This is a genomic window from Pseudomonas sp. HN8-3 (assembly GCF_020790195.1).
Taxonomy (GTDB): Bacteria; Pseudomonadota; Gammaproteobacteria; order Pseudomonadales; family Pseudomonadaceae; genus Aquipseudomonas; species Aquipseudomonas synxantha_A.
Genome location: NZ_CP086206.1, coordinates 4,978,109 through 4,995,615, shown reverse-complemented (window position 1 = coordinate 4,995,615; position 17,507 = coordinate 4,978,109). Strand labels below are relative to the sequence as shown.

Annotated in this window: 17 protein-coding genes; 13 read left to right on the top strand and 4 right to left on the bottom strand. The window is 60.9% G+C overall.

Annotation, left to right across the window (positions count from 1 at the left end; genetic code table 11):
- Positions 1 to 90: 90 nt before the first annotated feature.
- The gene (locus LJX92_RS22245; protein ID WP_032879497.1) at positions 91 to 966 is read right to left on the bottom strand and encodes a LysR family transcriptional regulator; all 876 of its coding nucleotides are present in this window, start codon (positions 964 to 966) and stop codon (positions 91 to 93) included.
- A gap of 114 nt (positions 967 to 1,080) precedes the next feature.
- Between LJX92_RS22245 and LJX92_RS22240 the strand changes: the two genes are divergently transcribed.
- The 3 genes from LJX92_RS22240 to catA are packed head-to-tail and all read left to right on the top strand — an operon-like array spanning position 1,081 to position 3,481.
- Positions 1,081 to 2,208 carry a muconate cycloisomerase family protein gene (locus LJX92_RS22240; RefSeq protein ID WP_032879498.1) on the top strand — a complete coding sequence of 376 codons (1,128 nt, stop codon included), beginning with the start codon at positions 1,081 to 1,083 and terminating at the stop codon, positions 2,206 to 2,208.
- Positions 2,209 to 2,220: 12 nt separating this feature from the next.
- A complete protein-coding gene (gene catC / locus LJX92_RS22235; RefSeq protein WP_056845956.1) occupies positions 2,221 to 2,511 on the top strand; it encodes a muconolactone Delta-isomerase in 291 nt (96 codons plus the stop codon).
- A 40-nt stretch (positions 2,512 to 2,551) separates the two neighbouring features.
- Entirely contained in the window at positions 2,552 to 3,481 is a 930-nt protein-coding gene (catA, locus tag LJX92_RS22230; protein ID WP_078822294.1) for a catechol 1,2-dioxygenase, read from the top strand.
- A gap of 131 nt (positions 3,482 to 3,612) precedes the next feature.
- On the opposite strand, the gene LJX92_RS22225 is transcribed toward catA, so the two are convergent.
- The gene (locus LJX92_RS22225; protein ID WP_032879507.1) at positions 3,613 to 4,086 is read right to left on the bottom strand and encodes an Lrp/AsnC family transcriptional regulator; all 474 of its coding nucleotides are present in this window, start codon (positions 4,084 to 4,086) and stop codon (positions 3,613 to 3,615) included.
- 144 nt (positions 4,087 to 4,230) lie between these two features.
- Between LJX92_RS22225 and kynU the strand changes: the two genes are divergently transcribed.
- A complete protein-coding gene (gene kynU / locus LJX92_RS22220; RefSeq protein ID WP_228308957.1) occupies positions 4,231 to 5,481 on the top strand; it encodes a kynureninase in 1,251 nt (416 codons plus the stop codon).
- A gap of 153 nt (positions 5,482 to 5,634) precedes the next feature.
- Positions 5,635 to 7,041 (top strand): amino acid permease, encoded by a 1,407-nt coding sequence (locus LJX92_RS22215; protein ID WP_034133661.1) that lies wholly within the window; start codon positions 5,635 to 5,637, stop codon positions 7,039 to 7,041.
- Here the strand turns inward: LJX92_RS22215 and LJX92_RS22210 are convergent.
- On the bottom strand, positions 6,987 to 7,877 hold the full coding sequence (locus LJX92_RS22210; protein ID WP_005791344.1) for a LysR substrate-binding domain-containing protein: 891 nt from the start codon (positions 7,875 to 7,877) through the stop codon (positions 6,987 to 6,989). The two genes, LJX92_RS22215 and LJX92_RS22210, sit on opposite strands and share 55 nt — an antisense overlap.
- A 189-nt stretch (positions 7,878 to 8,066) precedes the next feature.
- Here LJX92_RS22210 and LJX92_RS22205 point away from each other — a divergent pair, with 189 nt between their 5' ends.
- The 4 genes from LJX92_RS22205 (at position 8,067) to LJX92_RS22190 (ending at position 12,408) form a co-directional block, all read left to right on the top strand.
- Positions 8,067 to 8,831 (top strand): sulfite exporter TauE/SafE family protein, encoded by a 765-nt coding sequence (locus tag LJX92_RS22205; RefSeq protein WP_228308956.1) that lies wholly within the window; start codon positions 8,067 to 8,069, stop codon positions 8,829 to 8,831.
- Positions 8,832 to 8,873: 42 nt separating this feature from the next.
- A complete protein-coding gene (locus LJX92_RS22200) occupies positions 8,874 to 9,770 on the top strand; it encodes a LysR family transcriptional regulator (RefSeq protein ID WP_078822289.1) in 897 nt (298 codons plus the stop codon).
- 103 nt (positions 9,771 to 9,873) lie between these two features.
- The gene (locus LJX92_RS22195) at positions 9,874 to 10,767 is read left to right on the top strand and encodes an NAD-dependent epimerase/dehydratase family protein (protein ID WP_216092096.1); all 894 of its coding nucleotides are present in this window, start codon (positions 9,874 to 9,876) and stop codon (positions 10,765 to 10,767) included.
- Between the two features lie 195 nt (positions 10,768 to 10,962).
- Complete coding sequence (locus LJX92_RS22190) at positions 10,963 to 12,408, top strand: SulP family inorganic anion transporter (protein ID WP_032879517.1); 1,446 nt, start codon at positions 10,963 to 10,965, stop codon at positions 12,406 to 12,408.
- Positions 12,409 to 12,444: 36 nt separating this feature from the next.
- On the opposite strand, the gene LJX92_RS22185 is transcribed toward LJX92_RS22190, so the two are convergent.
- Positions 12,445 to 12,825: a lysozyme inhibitor LprI family protein gene (locus tag LJX92_RS22185; RefSeq protein WP_032879519.1), complete on the bottom strand. Its 381-nt coding sequence runs from the start codon at positions 12,823 to 12,825 to the stop codon at positions 12,445 to 12,447.
- A gap of 246 nt (positions 12,826 to 13,071) precedes the next feature.
- Between LJX92_RS22185 and LJX92_RS22180 the strand changes: the two genes are divergently transcribed.
- Genes LJX92_RS22180 through LJX92_RS22165 form a run of 4 tightly spaced genes read left to right on the top strand, consistent with a single transcriptional unit; the run spans position 13,072 to position 17,170 of the window.
- On the top strand, positions 13,072 to 14,421 hold the full coding sequence (locus LJX92_RS22180; protein ID WP_228308955.1) for a gluconate:H+ symporter: 1,350 nt from the start codon (positions 13,072 to 13,074) through the stop codon (positions 14,419 to 14,421).
- A gap of 25 nt (positions 14,422 to 14,446) precedes the next feature.
- Complete coding sequence (locus tag LJX92_RS22175; protein WP_228308954.1) at positions 14,447 to 15,307, top strand: MurR/RpiR family transcriptional regulator; 861 nt, start codon at positions 14,447 to 14,449, stop codon at positions 15,305 to 15,307.
- A gap of 1 nt (position 15,308) precedes the next feature.
- The gene (locus tag LJX92_RS22170) at positions 15,309 to 16,772 is read left to right on the top strand and encodes an N-acyl-D-amino-acid deacylase family protein (RefSeq protein ID WP_228308953.1); all 1,464 of its coding nucleotides are present in this window, start codon (positions 15,309 to 15,311) and stop codon (positions 16,770 to 16,772) included.
- Positions 16,773 to 16,801: 29 nt separating this feature from the next.
- Positions 16,802 to 17,170 (top strand): glyoxalase superfamily protein, encoded by a 369-nt coding sequence (locus LJX92_RS22165; RefSeq protein ID WP_032879523.1) that lies wholly within the window; start codon positions 16,802 to 16,804, stop codon positions 17,168 to 17,170.
- Positions 17,171 to 17,507 lie beyond the last annotated feature (337 nt).

Here is a 17,507-nt window from a genome sequence, read left to right as displayed (position 1 = left end):
GCGGTGTGTCAGGCACTGGAATAGTTGACTGAACCACAGCTATCGGGAGCAAGCCCCCTCCCACATTGGATTTGTGGTGCATATGGAATCTCAGATCAACTCTTCCACCAGTTGCAGGCAATGAGTCAGCCCCGGCGACTGGTCATTCACCCGTCGGCTCAGAATGATCGGCGAGGTCGCAGTCGCCTCCACCACCGGCGTATAGCCAATATCCGCCCGATGCAGCACCTGCACCGACGCCGGTACCAGCGTCACACCCATACCGGCGCCTACCAGGCCGATGGCGGTCTGCAACTCGTTGGTCCACTGCGCCACCTTCAGGCTCAAACCGTGGGCGTCGAACAGCGCGATCACATGGTCGGCATAACTGGGGCGCGGGTTGCCTGGGTAGAGCACAAAGGGCTCGGTGGCCAACTGGGCGAGGGTGGCAGGGGCACCCAGCAAGGGGTGACCGCTGGGCAGCACGGCCACCAGGCGATCCTCCACCAATACGCGCTGGACGATGGCCGGGTCGTCGATGCGAATGCGCCCGAAACCCACATCGATGCGCCCGGCCTTGAGCGCTTCGACCTGTTGCAGCGTAGTCATCTCCGACAAGCCCAACTCCAGCTCCAGGGCCTCGTGATTGCGCAGCCTGCGAATCAGTTCCGGCAGCACGCCGTACAAGGTCGAGGGTGCAAAGCCGATGCCCAGCCACGTCTTTTCGCCCAGGCCAATGCGCCGTGTGTTGTCGCAAACCGTGCCCAGCTGTTCGAGCAGCACATTGGCGTGTTCATAGAAAAACCGCCCGGCTTCGGTCAGGCGCAACGGTCGGCTACGCTCCAGCAGCAGCACCCCCAGTTCATCCTCCAGCTGCTGGATTTGCCGGCTCAAGGGCGGCTGGGCGATGTGCAGGCGTTCGGCAGCCCGGGTGAAATTGAGGGTCTCGCCCAGCACCTGGAAATAGCGCAAGTGACGCAGTTCCATATCGACTCCTTTCATACCTTGAGGGTATCGCACAAGACCAATTCTATATTGGAAGCCCGAAAAAATGCGGAACAGAATCGACGCAAATCTATAAAGAACCCAACGGGTATTGCCATGCCGATTTGCACCATCGAGTCGATCGACACCCTCATCGTCGATCTCCCCACCATTCGCCCGCACAAGCTGGCGATGCACACCATGCAAAACCAGACCCTGGTGATTATCCGTCTGCGGTGCACCGACGGCATTGAAGGCATCGGCGAAGCTACCACCATCGGTGGCCTCAGCTATGGCAATGAAAGCCCCGACAGCATCAAGGTCAACATCGACCGCCACTTCGCCCCGCTGCTGATCGGCCAGGATGCGAGCAACATCAACGCGGCCATGTTGCGCCTGGAGCGCAGTATTCGCGGCAACACCTTTGCCAAGTCCGGCATCGAAAGCGCCTTGCTCGACGCCCTCGGCAAACGCCTGGGGCTGCCGGTCAGCGAACTGCTGGGCGGGCGTGTGCGTGACGCGTTGCCGGTGGCCTGGACCCTGGCCAGCGGCAATACCGAACAGGACATCAGCGAGGCCGAGAAAATGCTCGACCTGCGCCGTCACCGCATCTTCAAATTGAAGATCGGCGCCGGTGAAGTCAGCCGCGACCTGGCCCATGTGATCGCGATCAAAAAAGCTCTGGGCGAGCGCGCCAGTGTGCGTGTCGACGTCAACCAGGCCTGGGATGAGGCCGTGGCGCTGCGGGCGTGCAAGGTGCTCGGCGACAACGGTATCGACCTTATCGAGCAACCCATCTCACGCAACAACCGTGGCGGTATGGCCCGGCTCAACCTGTCGAGCCCGGTGCCGATCATGGCCGATGAGTCTATCGAGTGTGTCGAAGATGCGTTCAACCTGGCGCGTGAAGGCGCGGCCTCGGTGTTTGCCCTCAAGATCGCCAAGAACGGCGGCCCCCGCGCCGTGCTGCGTACGGCGGCGATCGGCGAGGCGGCAGGCATCGGCCTGTACGGCGGCACCATGCTCGAAGGCGGTATCGGCACCCTGGCGTCGGCCCATGCCTTCCTCACGCTGAACACACTGGCGTGGGGCACCGAGCTGTTCGGCCCGTTGTTGCTCACCGAAGACATCCTTGCCGAGCCACCGGTGTACCGCGATTTCCAGCTGCATGTTTCCACTGCACCGGGCCTGGGCCTGGCGCTCGATGAAGAGCGTCTGGCGTTCTTTAGCCGTGACAAATACTAAGAGGCGCCTGCCATGTTGTTCCACGTAAAAATGACTGTGAACCTGCCCCTCGACATGCCCCCTGAGCGTGCCGACAGCCTCAAGGCCGAAGAGAAAGCCCTGGCGCAACGCCTGCAACAAGAGGGCAAGTGGCGCCACCTGTGGCGCATCGCCGGGCACTACGCCAACTACAGCGTGTTCGATGTCGACAGCGTGCAGGACCTGCATGACCTGCTGATGCAACTGCCATTGTTTCCTTACATGGCTATCGAAGTTAATGCGCTGTGCCGGCACCCGTCGTCCATCCATGCGGACGACCGCTAAGCCGGTTTCAACCTGATAATTACAAGATGAGGAGTGCACCATGTCCATCCGCCTGTCCCAGACTGCCCACGCCCAACGCTTTCTCGAAGAAGCCAGCGGCAACCTCAATGACGCCGGCAACCCGCGCGCCAAGGCGCTGATCTACCGGATCCTGCGCGACACTGTGAACATCATCGAAGACCTGGAAGTGACCCCCGAGGAGTTCTGGAAGGCGGTCAACTACCTCAATGATCTGGGTAAAAACCAGGAAGCTGGCCTGCTCGCCGCTGGCCTGGGCCTGGAGCATTACCTGGACCTGTTGATGGACGCCGCCGATGAGCAGGCGGGCAAGTCCGGCGGTACACCGCGCACCATCGAAGGCCCGCTGTACGTGGCCGGCGCGCCGCTGTCCAAATACGAGGCACGGCTGGATGATGGCAAGGACGACGCGGTGCCGTTGTTCATGCGCGGGCAAGTGCGCGATACCGAGGGCAAGCCATTGGCGGGGGCGATTGTCGATGTGTGGCAGGCCAATACGGGCGGTACTTATTCGTGGTTCGACCCGAACCAGTCTGAATTCAACCTGCGCCGACGTATCGAGACCGACGCCCAGGGCAACTACCGTTTTCGCAGCATCGTACCCTCGGGCTACGGCTGCCCGCCGACCGGGCCGACGCAGCAGTTGCTCGATCAATTGGGGCGCCACGGGCAACGGCCGGCGCATATCCACTTTTTCATCTCGGCGCCCGGGCATCGGCACCTGACCACCCAGATCAACCTCTCGGATGACCCGTACCTGCATGATGACTTTGCCTATGCCACCCGCGATGAACTGATTGCCGAGATCCGCTTCAGCGACGATCCGCAACTGGCGCGGGAATTTGGCGTGGAAGGGCGGTTTGCGCAGATTGATTTTGACTTTGAGTTGCAGGTGGCTGATGCGCCGGTGGAGCAAAAGCGCATGCAACGCACACGGGCTCTCGAGGACTGAGCGCGGGCAGAATGTGGGAGGGGGCTTGCCCCCGATAGCAGTGTGTCAGTCACTTATTTACTAACTGATCCTGCGCTATCGGGAGCAAGCCCCCTCCCACATTTAGTTCACATTTGATCTGTAGTGATGGGTTACTTGCGCAGGACCAGATCCAGCACCTCATCCCGATCCTTGATCTTCTGCAGCACAATTTCAGAGCGAATATCCATCACCCCCGCCGTGCGGTTCAGGTGGTTCACGATAAAGTCCGAAAAGTGCTTGAGGTTGCGCGCCTGCACCCGCAGCACATAGTTGCTGGCGCCGGTGATCACATAGGCGCTCGCCACCTCCGGCCAGCCTTGCACCTTCTTGATGAACGTCTCATGCCAGTCCTCGATATCCTGGCGCAGCGACAGGTGCACGATGGCTTCCAGCTCAATCCCCAGTTGTTCGGCGTTCAACACCGCGCGGTAGCCGCTGATGATTCCTTCGCTCTCTAACAGGCGCAAACGGCGCAGGCAGGCGGACGGTGACAACGCGACTTTTTCCGCCAATTCCTGATTGCTGATACGGCCATCCTGTTGCAGAAAATGCAGGAGGCGCAGGTCGGTGGCGTCGAGAATCATGCTTGGAAGATATCCGCGTATTTTGAGATTAAATTCGAATTTCCTACAGCTTAAATAGCCGTTTACCCACCACTTTGCACGAAAATTCTCTAAAAGTTCGTTCATTATTTGGTCCATCCTCACTTATAAAAACCAGGACGACCCATGACCACTCGAAGCCATTGCCAAGCCCTCGACGCCCAGGACCCGTTGGCACCCCTGCGCGCCCAATTCGCCTTGCCCGAGGGCGTGATCTACCTCGACGGTAACTCCCTCGGCGCGCGCCCGGTGGCAGCGCTGGAGCGGGCACAGCAGGTGATCGCCCAAGAGTGGGGCAATGGCTTGATTCGCAGCTGGAACAGCGCAGGCTGGGCGGATTTGTCCCAGCGCCTGGGTAATCGCCTCGCACCGTTGATCGGTGCGCGTGAGGGCGAAGTGGTGGTCACCGATACCACCTCGATCAACCTGTTCAAGGTGCTGAGCGCGGCGTTGAGTGTGCAGCGTCAACGCTCCCCGGCGCGCAAGGTGATCGTCAGCGAAGCGAATAACTTTCCCACCGATTTGTATATTGCCGAGGGCCTGGCCGAACTGCTGCAACAAGGCTATTCCCTGCGCCTGGTCAACAGCCCGGCCGAACTGCCCCAGGCCATCGACGCAGACGTGGCGGTGGTGATGCTCACCCACGTCAACTACAAGACTGGCTACATGTACGACATGGCGGCGCTGACTGCGCTGAGCCACGAGTGTGGCGCGCTGAGCCTTTGGGACCTGGCGCACTCAGCGGGCGCGGTGCCTGTGGACCTGCACCAGGCCGGCGCTGATTATGCCATTGGCTGCACCTACAAATACCTCAACGGCGGCCCGGGCTCCCAGGCATTTGTTTGGGTCAACCCGGCGTTGGTGGATGTGGTGCGCCAGCCGTTGTCAGGCTGGTTCGGGCATACCCGTCAGTTCGCCATGGAATCGAGCTACGCCCCCAGCGCCGGCATCGCGCGCTACCTGTGCGGTACCCAGCCGATCACTTCGTTGGCCATGGTGGAATGCGGCCTGGACATTTTCGCCCAGACCGACATGGCCAGCCTGCGCCGCAAATCCCTGGCATTGACCGACCTGTTTATCGCGTTGGTCGAAAGCCGCTGCGCCGCCCATGGCCTGGAACTGATCACGCCGCGTGAGCACGCCCGGCGCGGCAGCCATGTGAGCTTCGAACACCCCGAAGGTTACGCGGTGATCCAGGCCCTGATCGCCCGAGGCGTGATCGGCGATTACCGTGAGCCGCGGATCATGCGCTTTGGTTTCACGCCGCTGTACACAAGCTTTACCGAGGTGTGGGACGCGGTGGAAATCCTTGGTGAAATTCTCGACAACCGCACCTGGGACCAGCCGCAATTCAAAGTCCGAAACAGCGTTACTTAATAGCACCACACACCCAATGTGGGAGGGGGCTTGCTCCCGATAGGGGTGTGTCAGTTGACATATCAGTGACTGACACACTGCTATCGGGAGCAAGCCCCCTCCCACAGGATTCACCGCCAGCAGCAACCATCACAATAATAAAGGGGCACTCCAGTGACCACGCCAGACAACGGCTTTGCAGAAATCACCCACCGCGAACTGGGCCTCAGGCGCCAGCTCACTTCCGGCCAGATGAGCATGATCGCTATCGGTGGCGCCATCGGCACCGGGCTGTTCATGGGCAGCGCCTACGCCATCGGGTATGCCGGTCCCAGCGTGCTGGTGAGCTATGCCATCGGCGCCTTGATCACCTTGCTGCTGATGGGCTGCCTGGCGGAGATGACGGTAGCCCATTCCACCTCCGGCTCCTTTGGCGCCTATGCCGAGTTCTACATCAGCCCGCTGGCCGGGTTCCTGGTGCGGTATGCCTATTGGGCGGCGATTGTGCTGGCGGTGGGGGCCGAGGTCACGGCGGTGGCGATGTACATGAAGTACTGGTTCGCCAACGTACCGGAATGGGTGTGGATCGTGTCGTTTTCCAGTGTGCTGATTGTGCTCAATGCGATCAGCGTGAAGACCTTCGGCAACTTCGAATACTGGTTCTCGACGATCAAGATCAGCGCCATTGTCGGTTTCATCATCCTGGCGGTGTATGTGGTGTTCGGCTCCGGCAACCCGGACTATGGCGTGCAGAACTACACGGCCCACGACGGCTTTTTCCCCCATGGTTTGAGCGGCATGTGGATCGCGGTGATTGTGTCGATCTTCAGCTATCTCAGCGTCGAGATGATCGCCGTGGCCGCCGGTGAAGCCGCCGACCCGGAGCAGGCGGTGAAGAAAGCCTTCCGCGCTACCATCGTACGGCTGGTGGTGTTCTACCTGCTGACCCTGGCGCTGATGCTCGCCATCGTGCCGTGGAACCAGGCCGGCCAGGCCCAGAGCCCGTTTGTCACGGTGATGCAGACCATCGGCATTCCCGGCGCCACCGGGGTGATGAATTTCGTGATCCTGATCGCGGCGCTGTCGGCGATGAACAGCCAGCTCTACATCACCACGCGCATGATGTTCAGCCTGTCGCGCGCAGGTTTTGCACCCAAGTCCATGGGCGCCTTGAGCAAGAACGGCATCCCGCTGAATGCCTTGTTGCTTTCCAGCTCGGGCATTGCCCTGGCGACCCTGCTGAATGTGGTGTACCCGGAAAGCTCATTCACCCTGATGATGGCGATCTCGATGTTTGGCGCGATCTTCACCTGGTTCATGATCTTCCTCACGCACCTGTTCTTTCGCCGCTATCGCAAGCGCCATGGCGGAGCGAAGTTGTCGTTCCAGCTGCGGTTTTTTCCCTACAGTACGCTGCTGGGGTTGGTGCTGATGGGGGCGGTAATGATCACCACCTATTTCACCGAAGCGTTCAAGATGACCTTGGTATTCGGCGTGCCGTTCCTGTTGATTCTGTCGGCGGTGTATTACGGGTTCTTCCGCAAGGGCAGGGCCAAGGCGTCGAACAAAGCCCTGGCGTAACCCGGCAGTTGCTCGAACGAGCGTGCGCATAACAGCAACGAGCGGCAGGCCCACTCCTCTTGCAGGGGGTGGGCCTTGAAACGGCGTTCTGACGGCCAGCGCTCCAAGGCTGCCTGCGGCACGATGCCCAGACCCGCGCCGCCGGCGACCATGCGAATCAACCCATCAAAACCGTCGGCGCGAATGCGTGTCTGCAAGCGAAAGCCTGTGTGCAGTGCCTGTTCTTCGAGATAAACCGCCAGCGCGCTGTTGGCCGCCAGGCCCACGTAGTCGTATTGCAAGCTGTCGATAAAACTCGGGCGGGTCAACGGGTGGTCCAGGGGCATGATCAGCACCAGCGGATCATCGCGAAACGCCAGGGTCTGCAAGCCGTGGGTGTCCACGGCATCGGAAATAATCCCCAGGTCGGCGGTGCCCTGGCGCAAGGCTTGGGTGATGCGCAGGCTGGGCAATTCTTGCAGGTCGATATCGAGGTTGGGGTGCTCGCGCAAAAAGTGTGCGAGCAATTCAGGCAGGTACTCGCTAAGGGCGGTGGTATTGCACAGCAAGCGTACCTGGCCTTTGACGCCATTGGCGTATTCGGCCAGGTCCTGTTGCAGGTGTTCGGCCTGTTGCAACAGCAGGCGAGCATGCCGAGCCAGGGCTTTGCCTGCCGGCGTTGGGGTGACGCCACGGCGGCCACGCTCAAGAAACGCGATGCCCAGTGAAGACTCCATTGCCCGGATGCGTGCGCTGGCGGCCGCCAGGGATAAATGACTACGGGCTGCACCGGCAGTGATATTGCCGCTGTCGAGGATGTGCAGATAGAGGCGCAGGTCGATCAGGTCAAAGTGCATGGCTGCAGGTTTCCGGTGACTGGGCGGGCGTCATCGCAGGCAAGCCAGCTCCCACACTTGGATGTATTCACAGTTCAAAATGTGGGAGCTGGCTTGCCTGCGATGACGGCATCAGCCTCACAAAAAACAAGAGGCTGCCTCAGTATATGGCGAATTTTCAGCCTCTCTCCAGCCCTGCACAATCGGTGCATGAATACCTTCCTAGCGTTCTACCAAAACTTCGGTCCAGCCCTGACAGCGTTGGTCATCACTACCTTCCTGCTGGCCGGTACGGTCAAAGGCATCATCGGCCTTGGCCTGCCCACTGTAGCCATGGGCATGCTCGGCCTGGCTATGTTACCGGCGCAGGCTGCGGCGTTGCTGATCATTCCTTCGACTATCACCAATCTCTGGCAGCTGACGTTTGGCGGTCATTTGAGTGCCTTGCTCAAACGCCTGTGGCCGATGCTGTTGCTTATTTTCTGCGGCACCGGGCTAGGCTCCGTGTGGCTGGGCATGGACGGTGGGCCGTGGGTGGTCCGCGCGTTGGGTGCGGCGTTGCTGGTATATGCGTTGAGCGGCTTGTTCCTGCCGACCTTCAAGGTCGCGCCCCGGACCGAGCGCTGGCTGGGGCCCTTGTGTGGGCTGATCACCGGCATCATCACCTCGGCCACCGGTGTTTTCGTGATCCCTGCGGTGCCGTATCTGCAAGCGCTGGGCTTGAGCCGTGATCAGTTGGTGCAGGCGCTGGGGCTGTCGTTCACGGTGTCGACACTGGCGCTGGCCGCCGGGCTGGCCTGGCGCGGAGCCCTGGGCGGTGGTGAAATCGGTGCGTCAGTGTTGGCGCTGGTGCCGGCATTGCTGGGGATGTGGCTGGGCCAAGTGGTTCGCCGACGCATTAGTGCGCTGTGGTTCAAGCGTGGGTTTTTCACGGGCATGGCGTTGTTGGGAGGCCATTTGTTGCTGGCTGGTTAATAATGACTGTGCCTGTGCCCGCCGATAAATGAAGGACCGCCCGTGAAAGCCCGTTCCGATGAGCTACAGATCTTCGTCAGCGTGATTGAATGCGGCTCGATTTCTGCCGCCGCCGAAAAGGTCGGGCAAACGCCGTCTGCGGTCAGCCGCACGCTGTCGCGCCTGGAAGCCAAGCTCGACACCACGCTGATCAACCGCACCACGCGACGCATGGACCTGACTGAAGAGGGCAAGTACTTCTTCGAGCAGGCCAAGGTGATCCTGGCGCAGATGGACGAGCTGGAAGAGCGCCTGTCGTCGCGCCAGAAAAAACCGGCCGGTCGCCTGCGTATCAATGCCGCCGTGCCGTTCATGCTGCACGGGATCGTGCCGTACATCGCCGAGTTTCGCCGCTTGTACCCGGATATCCAGTTGGAGCTCAACAGCGACGACTTGATCATCGACCTGCTTGAGCAAAGTACCGACATCGCCATTCGCATTGGCACCCTGGCCGACTCGACCCTTCATGCGCGCTCCCTGGGCAGCACGCCGCTGCATATCCTGGCCAGCCCCGACTACCTCAAGCAATACGGCACGCCGACGACCGTTGCCGAGTTGGCCGATCACACCTTGCTGGGCTTCACTCACACCGAGACCCTCAACCACTGGCCGCTGCGTCATGGCGAAGGTGACCGCTGGCTGATCCAGCCCAGTGTCAGCGCATCCAGTGGCGAAACTGTGCGCCAGTTGGCGCTGCAGGGGCAGGGTATTTGTTGCCTGTCGAATTTCATGACGGTCGACGATATCGATGCCGGCCGTCTGGTACCCATGCTGGAGGCGTTCAACAGTGGTTATCGCCAGCCGATCCACGCGGTGTTCTATCGCAACTCGCAATTGGCGCTGCGCATTCAGTGTTTCCTGGAGTTCATTCAGGCCAAGCTGGCTCGGTATGCGCGCTGATTCGTGACTTGCACGCAAGAGTGAATTGGGCCGTACGGGCTTATTCGACAGCAGTGGGGGCTGGATACTGGGTGCATCACTTACCCAGTCAGGAGCAACCTCCATGAATGTATTCGTTACCGGTGCAGCAGGGTTTATCGGCGGTTCCATCGCCACCGGCCTGGTCAACGCTGGCCATGACGTCACCGGCCTGGTGCGCAGCGCCGAACAAGCCGCCGAAATGACCGCCCTGGGCATTACGCCGGTGATCGGCACCCTCGACGACGCAGCCGTATTGACCGAGCAGGCACAGAAGGCTGATGCGGTGATCAACGCTGCCAGCAGCGACCATCGCGCCGCCGTGGAAACCTTGCTGGCCGCCTTGAAAGGCTCGAACAAGCCGTTCCTGCATACCAGCGGGTCGAGCATTGTCGGTGATGCGTCGGGCGGCAAGGCCAGTGAAGTCATCTACTTCGAAGGCAACCTGCCTGAGCCGACCGTCGACAAAGCCGCGCGGGTGGCGATCGACAACCTGATCCTCGCGGCGGCCAGTGACGGTGTGAATTCGGCGGTGATCTGCAACACCCTGATCTACGGCCACAGCCTGGGCGTGAAGCGTGACAGCGTGCAATTGCCACGCTTGCTCAAGCAGGCACGCAAGAGCGGTGTAGTGCGCCATGTGGGCAGCGGGCAGAACATCTGGTCCAACGTGCACATTGAGGATGTGGTCACCCTGTATCTGCTGGCACTGACCAAAAACGTACCGGGTACTTTCTACTTTGTGGAAAGCAGCGAAGCGGCGTTTATCGACATGACTACGGCGATTGCCCAGACGCTGAACCTGGGCGAACCGCAGGATTGGCCGTTGGCCGAGGCTGAAGCCGAGTGGGGCTATGAAATGGCCAACTACGGGTTGGGCTCCAACAGTCGCGTACGCGGCAAGCACGCTCGCGAACTGCTGGGCTGGGTGCCCAAGCGTACGTCGGTGGTGGAGTGGATTCGCAACGAGATGGTCTGATGTTGGCTTGAGACCTGGGTGTAGCTATCGGGAGCAAGCCCCCTCCCACATTTGACCGATGTCCAACTTTGGAATGCATTCAAGTGTGGGAGGGGGCTTGCTCCCGATTGGGGCCACTCAGTTCTGGAGGCTAGCCCCACTCGCCGCAATTCCGTACCATTCCTCGCCTCATCCCTCGCAATTCCCCGGTACTCCATGAACCTCACCCGTCTGCGCGCCGACGCCCTGGCCGGCCTCACCACGTCTTTTGCGCTGCTGCCCGAATGCATCGCCTTTGCCCTGGTGGCCCACCTCAACCCGCTGATGGGGCTCTACGGCGCCTTTATCATCTGCACCCTCACTGCCTTGTTCGGCGGCCGCCCGGGCATGGTCTCGGGCGCAGCCGGCTCGATGGCGGTGGTGATTGTTGCGCTGGTGGTGCAACACGGCGTGGAATACTTGCTGGCGACAGTACTGCTGGGCGGGTTGATCATGATCGCCTTCGGCCTGCTGCGCCTGGGCAAGCTGGTGCGCATGGTGCCGCACTCGGTGATGCTCGGTTTCGTCAACGGCCTGGCGATCATCATTGCGCTGGCGCAACTGGAACATTTCAAGAGCGGCGAACGCTGGCTAAGCGGCACGCCCTTATATGTGATGGCGGGCCTGGTTGTGGTGACCATGGCGATTGTCTACCTGCTGCCACGCCTGACCCGCGCCGTGCCGCCCGCGTTGGTGGCGATCCTTGGCGTTGGTCTGGCGGTGTACCTGCTTGGCCTGCCGACTCGCACGTTGGGCGATATGGCGCATATCGCCGGTGGCTTGCCGACCTTCGCCCTGCCGCAAATCCCCTGGACCTTCGACACGCTCGGCATCATCGCGCCCTACGCGTTCCTGATGGCGATGGTCGGCCTGCTGGAAACCCTGCTGACCCTCAACCTCACCGACGAAATCACCGAGACCCGTGGCTACCCCGACCGTGAGAGCGTGGCGCTGGGCGCAGCGAATATGGTCTCGGGCCTGTTTGGCGGCATGGGCGGTTGCGCGATGATCGGGCAAACCGTGATCAACCTCAGCTCCGGTGGGCGCGGGCGTTTCTCAGGGGTGTTTGCCGGGGTGATGATCCTGTTGTTCATTCTGTTTCTGTCACCGCTGATTGAGCGTATTCCGCTGGCGGCGCTGGTGGGCGTGATGTTTGTAGTGTCGCAGCAGACCTTCGCCTGGGCCTCGTTGCGGGTGATCAACAAGGTGCCGCTCAATGATGTGCTGGTGATCATGGCGGTGACGATCATCACCGTGTTCACGGATCTGGCCACCGCGGTGCTGTGCGGTATCGTCATCGCCGCGTTGAATTTTGCCTGGCAGCAGGCGCGAGAGCTGTACGCCGATGAACATCTGGAGGCCGACGGCAGCAAGCTTTACCGGGTGCATGGCACCTTGTTCTTCGCCTCGACCACGCCGTTCTTGAACCAATTCGACCCGGCCAATGACCCGGCCCAGGTGACGCTGGATTGCCGCCACCTGAGTGTTGTCGACTATTCGGCGATCGCTGCGCTGATGACGTTGCGCGAGCGCTATGCCAAGGCCGGTAAGCATCTGCGGGTGCTGCATTTATCCGAGCGCTGCAAGAAGCTGCTCAAGCGCGCCAGGGTTCACCATGACTGAGCAAGCTCCCTCGCCACAATAGACCGGCTCCAGCAGTCAGGGGCCTACCAGGTCTTCAAGCTCCTGGGCGCGGGTCTGGGTCATGTCCAGCACGCAGCCGGAGCCGTTGACCTGATCAATGGTGCCGCCGGTGGCGCTGCCGGCGAAGGCGCAGTTGGCATCGCGGTATTTGATCCACAGGCGCTGCACGTCTTGCAGTTGCTGCTTGTGCGCGCCGTCCTGGGCGGCCAGGGCGGTCTTGTAGGCGCGGTTCAAGCGCTCGTCCTGCACCTTGGCTTGTTTGGCGTTGCAATTGACCATGTCTGCCGTGGTATTGGCGCTGTCCATGCATTTTTTCAACGCGGCATTGTCGGCGGCATACGCTGTGCCACCCAAGCAGAGAAGCAGGGCGCTGGCGACGAGTGTGGTGCGAATCATGGGCGGTTTCCTGAGCATGAGTGGATGCGCATTCTATGACTCAAGGGCGGCGCTTGAGTTTCCGGCATTCCTGATCTTCATGTAAGAACATCCCCCGTATTTTCATGGGCTGGCGCTGGACATATCTCCATGCGACAACGCTTGTCCGTGGGCGAAAATTACTTTCATGAAAATTGAAAGTACTCCTCGGTAATGATTTATGAGTTTCACAACCAATTCGACGTGACCCTTTCCGAGGAGTACCGCATGGCCGCATTACCGGGCTTCGGGCTATTGGCATACGCTGCCATTGCCATCATTGCATTGATCGTGCTGATTGCACGTTACCGACTCAACCCGTTTATCGTCATTACGCTGGTGTCCATCGGCCTCGCGCTGATGGCCGGAATGCCGGCGGACACGATCATGGGGTCGTATGAGGCGGGCGTCGGTAAAACCCTGGGGCATATCGCCCTGGTGGTGGCGCTGGGCACCATGCTCGGTAAGATGATGGCCGAGTCGGGTGGCGCCGAGCAGGTGGCGCGTACGCTGATCAACCGCTTCGGTGAACGCAACGCCCACTGGGCGATGGTGTGCATTGCGTTCCTGGTGGGGCTGCCGCTGTTTTTCGAGGTCGGCTTTGTGCTGCTGGTGCCGATTGCCTTTACCGTGGCGCGGCGCGTGGGCGTATCGATCCTGATGGTCGGCCTGCCGATGGTCGCCGGTTTGTCGGTGGTACACGCGCTGGTGCCACCACATCCGGCGGCGATGATGGCGGTGCTGGCCTACAACGCCTCGGTCGGGCAGACGGTGCTGTATGCGATTTTGATCGGTATCCCCACGGCGATCATCGCCGGCCCCGTCTACGCCAAGTTCATCGTGCCGCATATTCACCTGCCGGCCGAGAACCCGCTGGAGCGCCAGTTTATCGAGCGCGAACCGCGTACTCGCCTGCCCAGTTTTGCACTGACCATGGGCACCATCCTGTTGCCGGTGGTACTGATGATGATCGGCGGCTGGGCCAATGTGATTTCCACCCCGGGCAGCGGTTTCAATCAGTTCCTGCTGTTTATCGGTAACTCGGTAATTGCCCTGCTGGTGGCGACCCTGGTGAGTTTCTGGACCCTGGGCCTGGCCCAGGGCTTCAACCGGGAGTCGATTCTCAAGTTCACCAACGAATGCCTGGCGCCGACCGCCAGTATCACCTTGCTGGTGGGCGCGGGCGGTGGTTTGAATCGCATTCTGGTGGATGCCGGTGTGACCAATGAAATCCTCGGCCTGGCCCACGCGTTCCACTTGTCGCCGCTGGTGATGGGCTGGCTGTTCGCTGCGTTGATGCGCATCGCCACGGGCTCGGCCACCGTTGCCATGACCACTGCATCCGGGGTGGTCGCGCCCGTTGCTTTGGGCCTGGGTTATCCACACCCTGAATTGCTGGTGCTGGCGACCGGCGCGGGCTCGGTGATTTTTTCCCACGTTAACGACGGCGGCTTCTGGCTGATCAAGGAATACTTCAATATGACGGTGATCCAGACCTTCAAGACCTGGACCGTACTGGAGACCCTGATTTCGCTGGTCGCCTTCGGTCTGACCTACGGCTTGTCACTGGTTTTATGAGCCTGACCCTCTAACCGGAGCCTCCATGGACATCCTCTACCAGATCCGCGCCCGCCAGGACTCGTTCAGCGCCGGCGAAGGGCGTATCGCCAAGTTGATGCTTGAGGATGTGGGCTTTGCCGCCTCGGCCAGCCTGGAGGCGTTGTCTCAGCGGGCCGAGGTCAGCACCGCGACCTTGTCGCGTTTTGCCCGCAGCGTCGGCTGCCGTGACTTGCGCGATTTGCGCCTGCAACTGGCTCAGGCCAGTGGCGTGGGCAGTCGCTTCCTGGACCCGGCGGGGCTGCCGGAACAGTCGGCCTTTCATCGGCAAATCCTGGGCGATATCGAAGCGACGTTGCGCCAGCATTTGTCCGGTTTCAACCAGCACAGCTTTGCCGATGCGGTCACTTTGCTGGGCAAGGCGCGGATGATTCACGCGTTCGGCATGGGCGGCCCCTCCAGCCTGTGCAGCGATGAACTGCAAGTGCGCCTGGTGCGTCTGGGCTACCCGATTGCCGCCTGCCATGACCCGGTGATGATGCGCGTCACGGCCGCGACCCTGGGCCCGCAACATGCCTTGCTTGTCTGTTCCCTCACCGGCCGTACGCCCGAATTACTGGATGTGGTGAAGCTGGCGCGCAACTACGACGCGCGGATTATTGCCCTCACCCTCGCGGACTCACCCCTGGCCGAACTGGCGGATGTGTTGCTGCCGCTGCAACCGGCGGAGACCAGCTTTATCTACAAACCCACCGCCGCCCGCTACGGCATGTTACTGGCCATCGACCTGCTTGCCACCGAGCTGGCGCTGGCCTTGCCGGACGACAATCAGGAACGCCTGCGCCGGATCAAGCTGGCCCTGGATGATTACCGCGGCGGCCCTGACAGCCTGCCGCTTGGAGACTGATATGAAATACGACACGCTGATTCGCCAGGCGCTGGTCATTGATGGCAGCAACACCGAAGGGTTTGTCGCCGATGTGGGCGTGCGCGGTGGGCGCATCCAGGCGATGGGTGACCTGTCCGCCAACGAGGCCGCGCATGTCATCGATGCGCATGGCCGGGTATTGGCGCCGGGCTTTATCGATGTGCACACCCACGATGACACGGTGGTGATCCGCCAGCCGCAGATGCTGCCCAAGCTCAGCCAGGGCGTGACCACGGTGATTGTCGGCAACTGTGGCATCAGCGCTTCGCCGGTGAGTTTGCGCAGTGACCCGCCAGACCCAATGAACTTGTTGGGCAGCCGTGAGCAGTTCTGTTATCCGCGGTTCAGCGATTATCGCAACGCAGTGCAAGGCGCCCATCCGGCAGTGAACGTTGCGGCATTGATCGGCCACACCGCGCTGCGCAGCAACCATATGGATGACCTGCATCGCACCGCCACACCGTATGAAATCGCGGCCATGCGCGTGCAGTTGCAAGAGAGCCTGGAGGCCGGTGCCCTGGGGTTATCCACAGGCCTGGCCTACGCCAGCGCATTCAACGCCGAGACCGATGAAGTGTTGCAACTCGTTGAGGAACTGACGGCCTATGGTGCGGTGTACACCACGCATTTACGCAGCGAGTTCGAGCCGGTGCTGGAGGCAATGGATGAGGCGTTTCTGATCGGCCGACATGCCAGGGTGCCAGTGATTATTTCCCACCTTAAATGCGCTGGTGCCGGTAACTGGGGGCGTAGTCCGCAGTTGTTGGCGGCCCTGGAAGCTGCGGCAAAAAACCATCCGGTGGGCTGTGATTGCTATCCCTATGCCGCCAGCTCCTCGACCCTGGATCTCAAGCAGGTGACCGACGCGTTTCGCATCACCATCACCTGGTCGACGCCGCACCCCGAAATGGGTGGGCGGGATCTGCAGGCTATCGCTGCCGAGTGGGGCGTTTCGCTAATGGACGCTGCCCGTCGCCTGCAACCGGCGGGAGCGGTGTACTACGGGATGGACGAAGACGATGTGCGGCGCATCCTCGCCCATCCGTTGTCGATGGTGGGCTCCGATGGTTTGCCCGAAGATCCGTTTCCCCACCCGCGCTTGTGGGGGGCGTTCCCGCGGGTGCTGGGGCACTTCAGCCGCGATGTCGGCTTGTTCCCGTTGCACACGGCGGTGCACAAGATGACTGGTCTGTCGGCAGCGCGCTTTGGCTTATCCGAGCGTGGCGAAATCCGCGAAGGGTACTGGGCCGACCTGGTGTTGTTCGACCCGTTGCGGGTGCGTGATGTGGCAGATTTCAACACACCGCAACGTGCAGCGGAAGGGATCGACGGTGTGTGGGTTAACGGCGTACTGAGCTACAGCAATGGGCAGGCCAACGGCCAGCGGCCAGGGCGATTCCTGGCGCGCAGTGGGGATTTGCGTGGCGGCTTTTCGTCTTTATAGTGGGCGTTCTCATACACGGAGCGGTCGCCATGCACTTAGGAAAAGTCACCCCCATCCTGCGGATTTTCGACGAGACCAAAGCGTTGGAATTCTACGTCGACTTCCTGGGGTTCAAGGTCGATTGGCAGCATCGGTTCGAGGCGAATTTCCCGTTGTACCTGCAAGTGTCGCTGGGTGAGTGCGTGTTGCATTTGTCCGAGCACCATGGCGATGCTTCGCCGGGCGCGGCGGTGCGGATCCAGGCGCAAAGGGTGGATGCGTACCAGCAGCAATTGCTCGGCAAGGATTACCGCTATGCCAAGCCTGGGGTCGAGGAAACGCCTTGGGGATCGCGGGAAATGAGCATCCGGGATCCGTTCGGGAATCGCTTGGTGTTTGTCGAGGACAGCGAGGGCTAAGTGGCAAATGGCAGGCAATAAAAAACCGCCTTGGTAAGGCGGTTTTTTTTGCAAACCCAGTTAGTGGCTGGGGTTGCGGCTTCACAGGAGCACTGGCGTGGTCACAATACTACTGCTGCTTTAGGGCGTTATGCAACACCAGACGAACAAGAGTTTTTCACGGCAGCATTGATCTTTTGTGTTGTTTAACTTTGCAAAAAACAGCAACAGATTTTAAGGCTAGCTGGCCGTTGTTCGTTACACCTTGGAGCAGAGTGCTGAGCTAGTATCGCCCTCGTTCTGTGTTCGTCGTGAAGTAGGTTGGCTGGGTTCGCGCGCAAATTTTGGACCGCCCGCC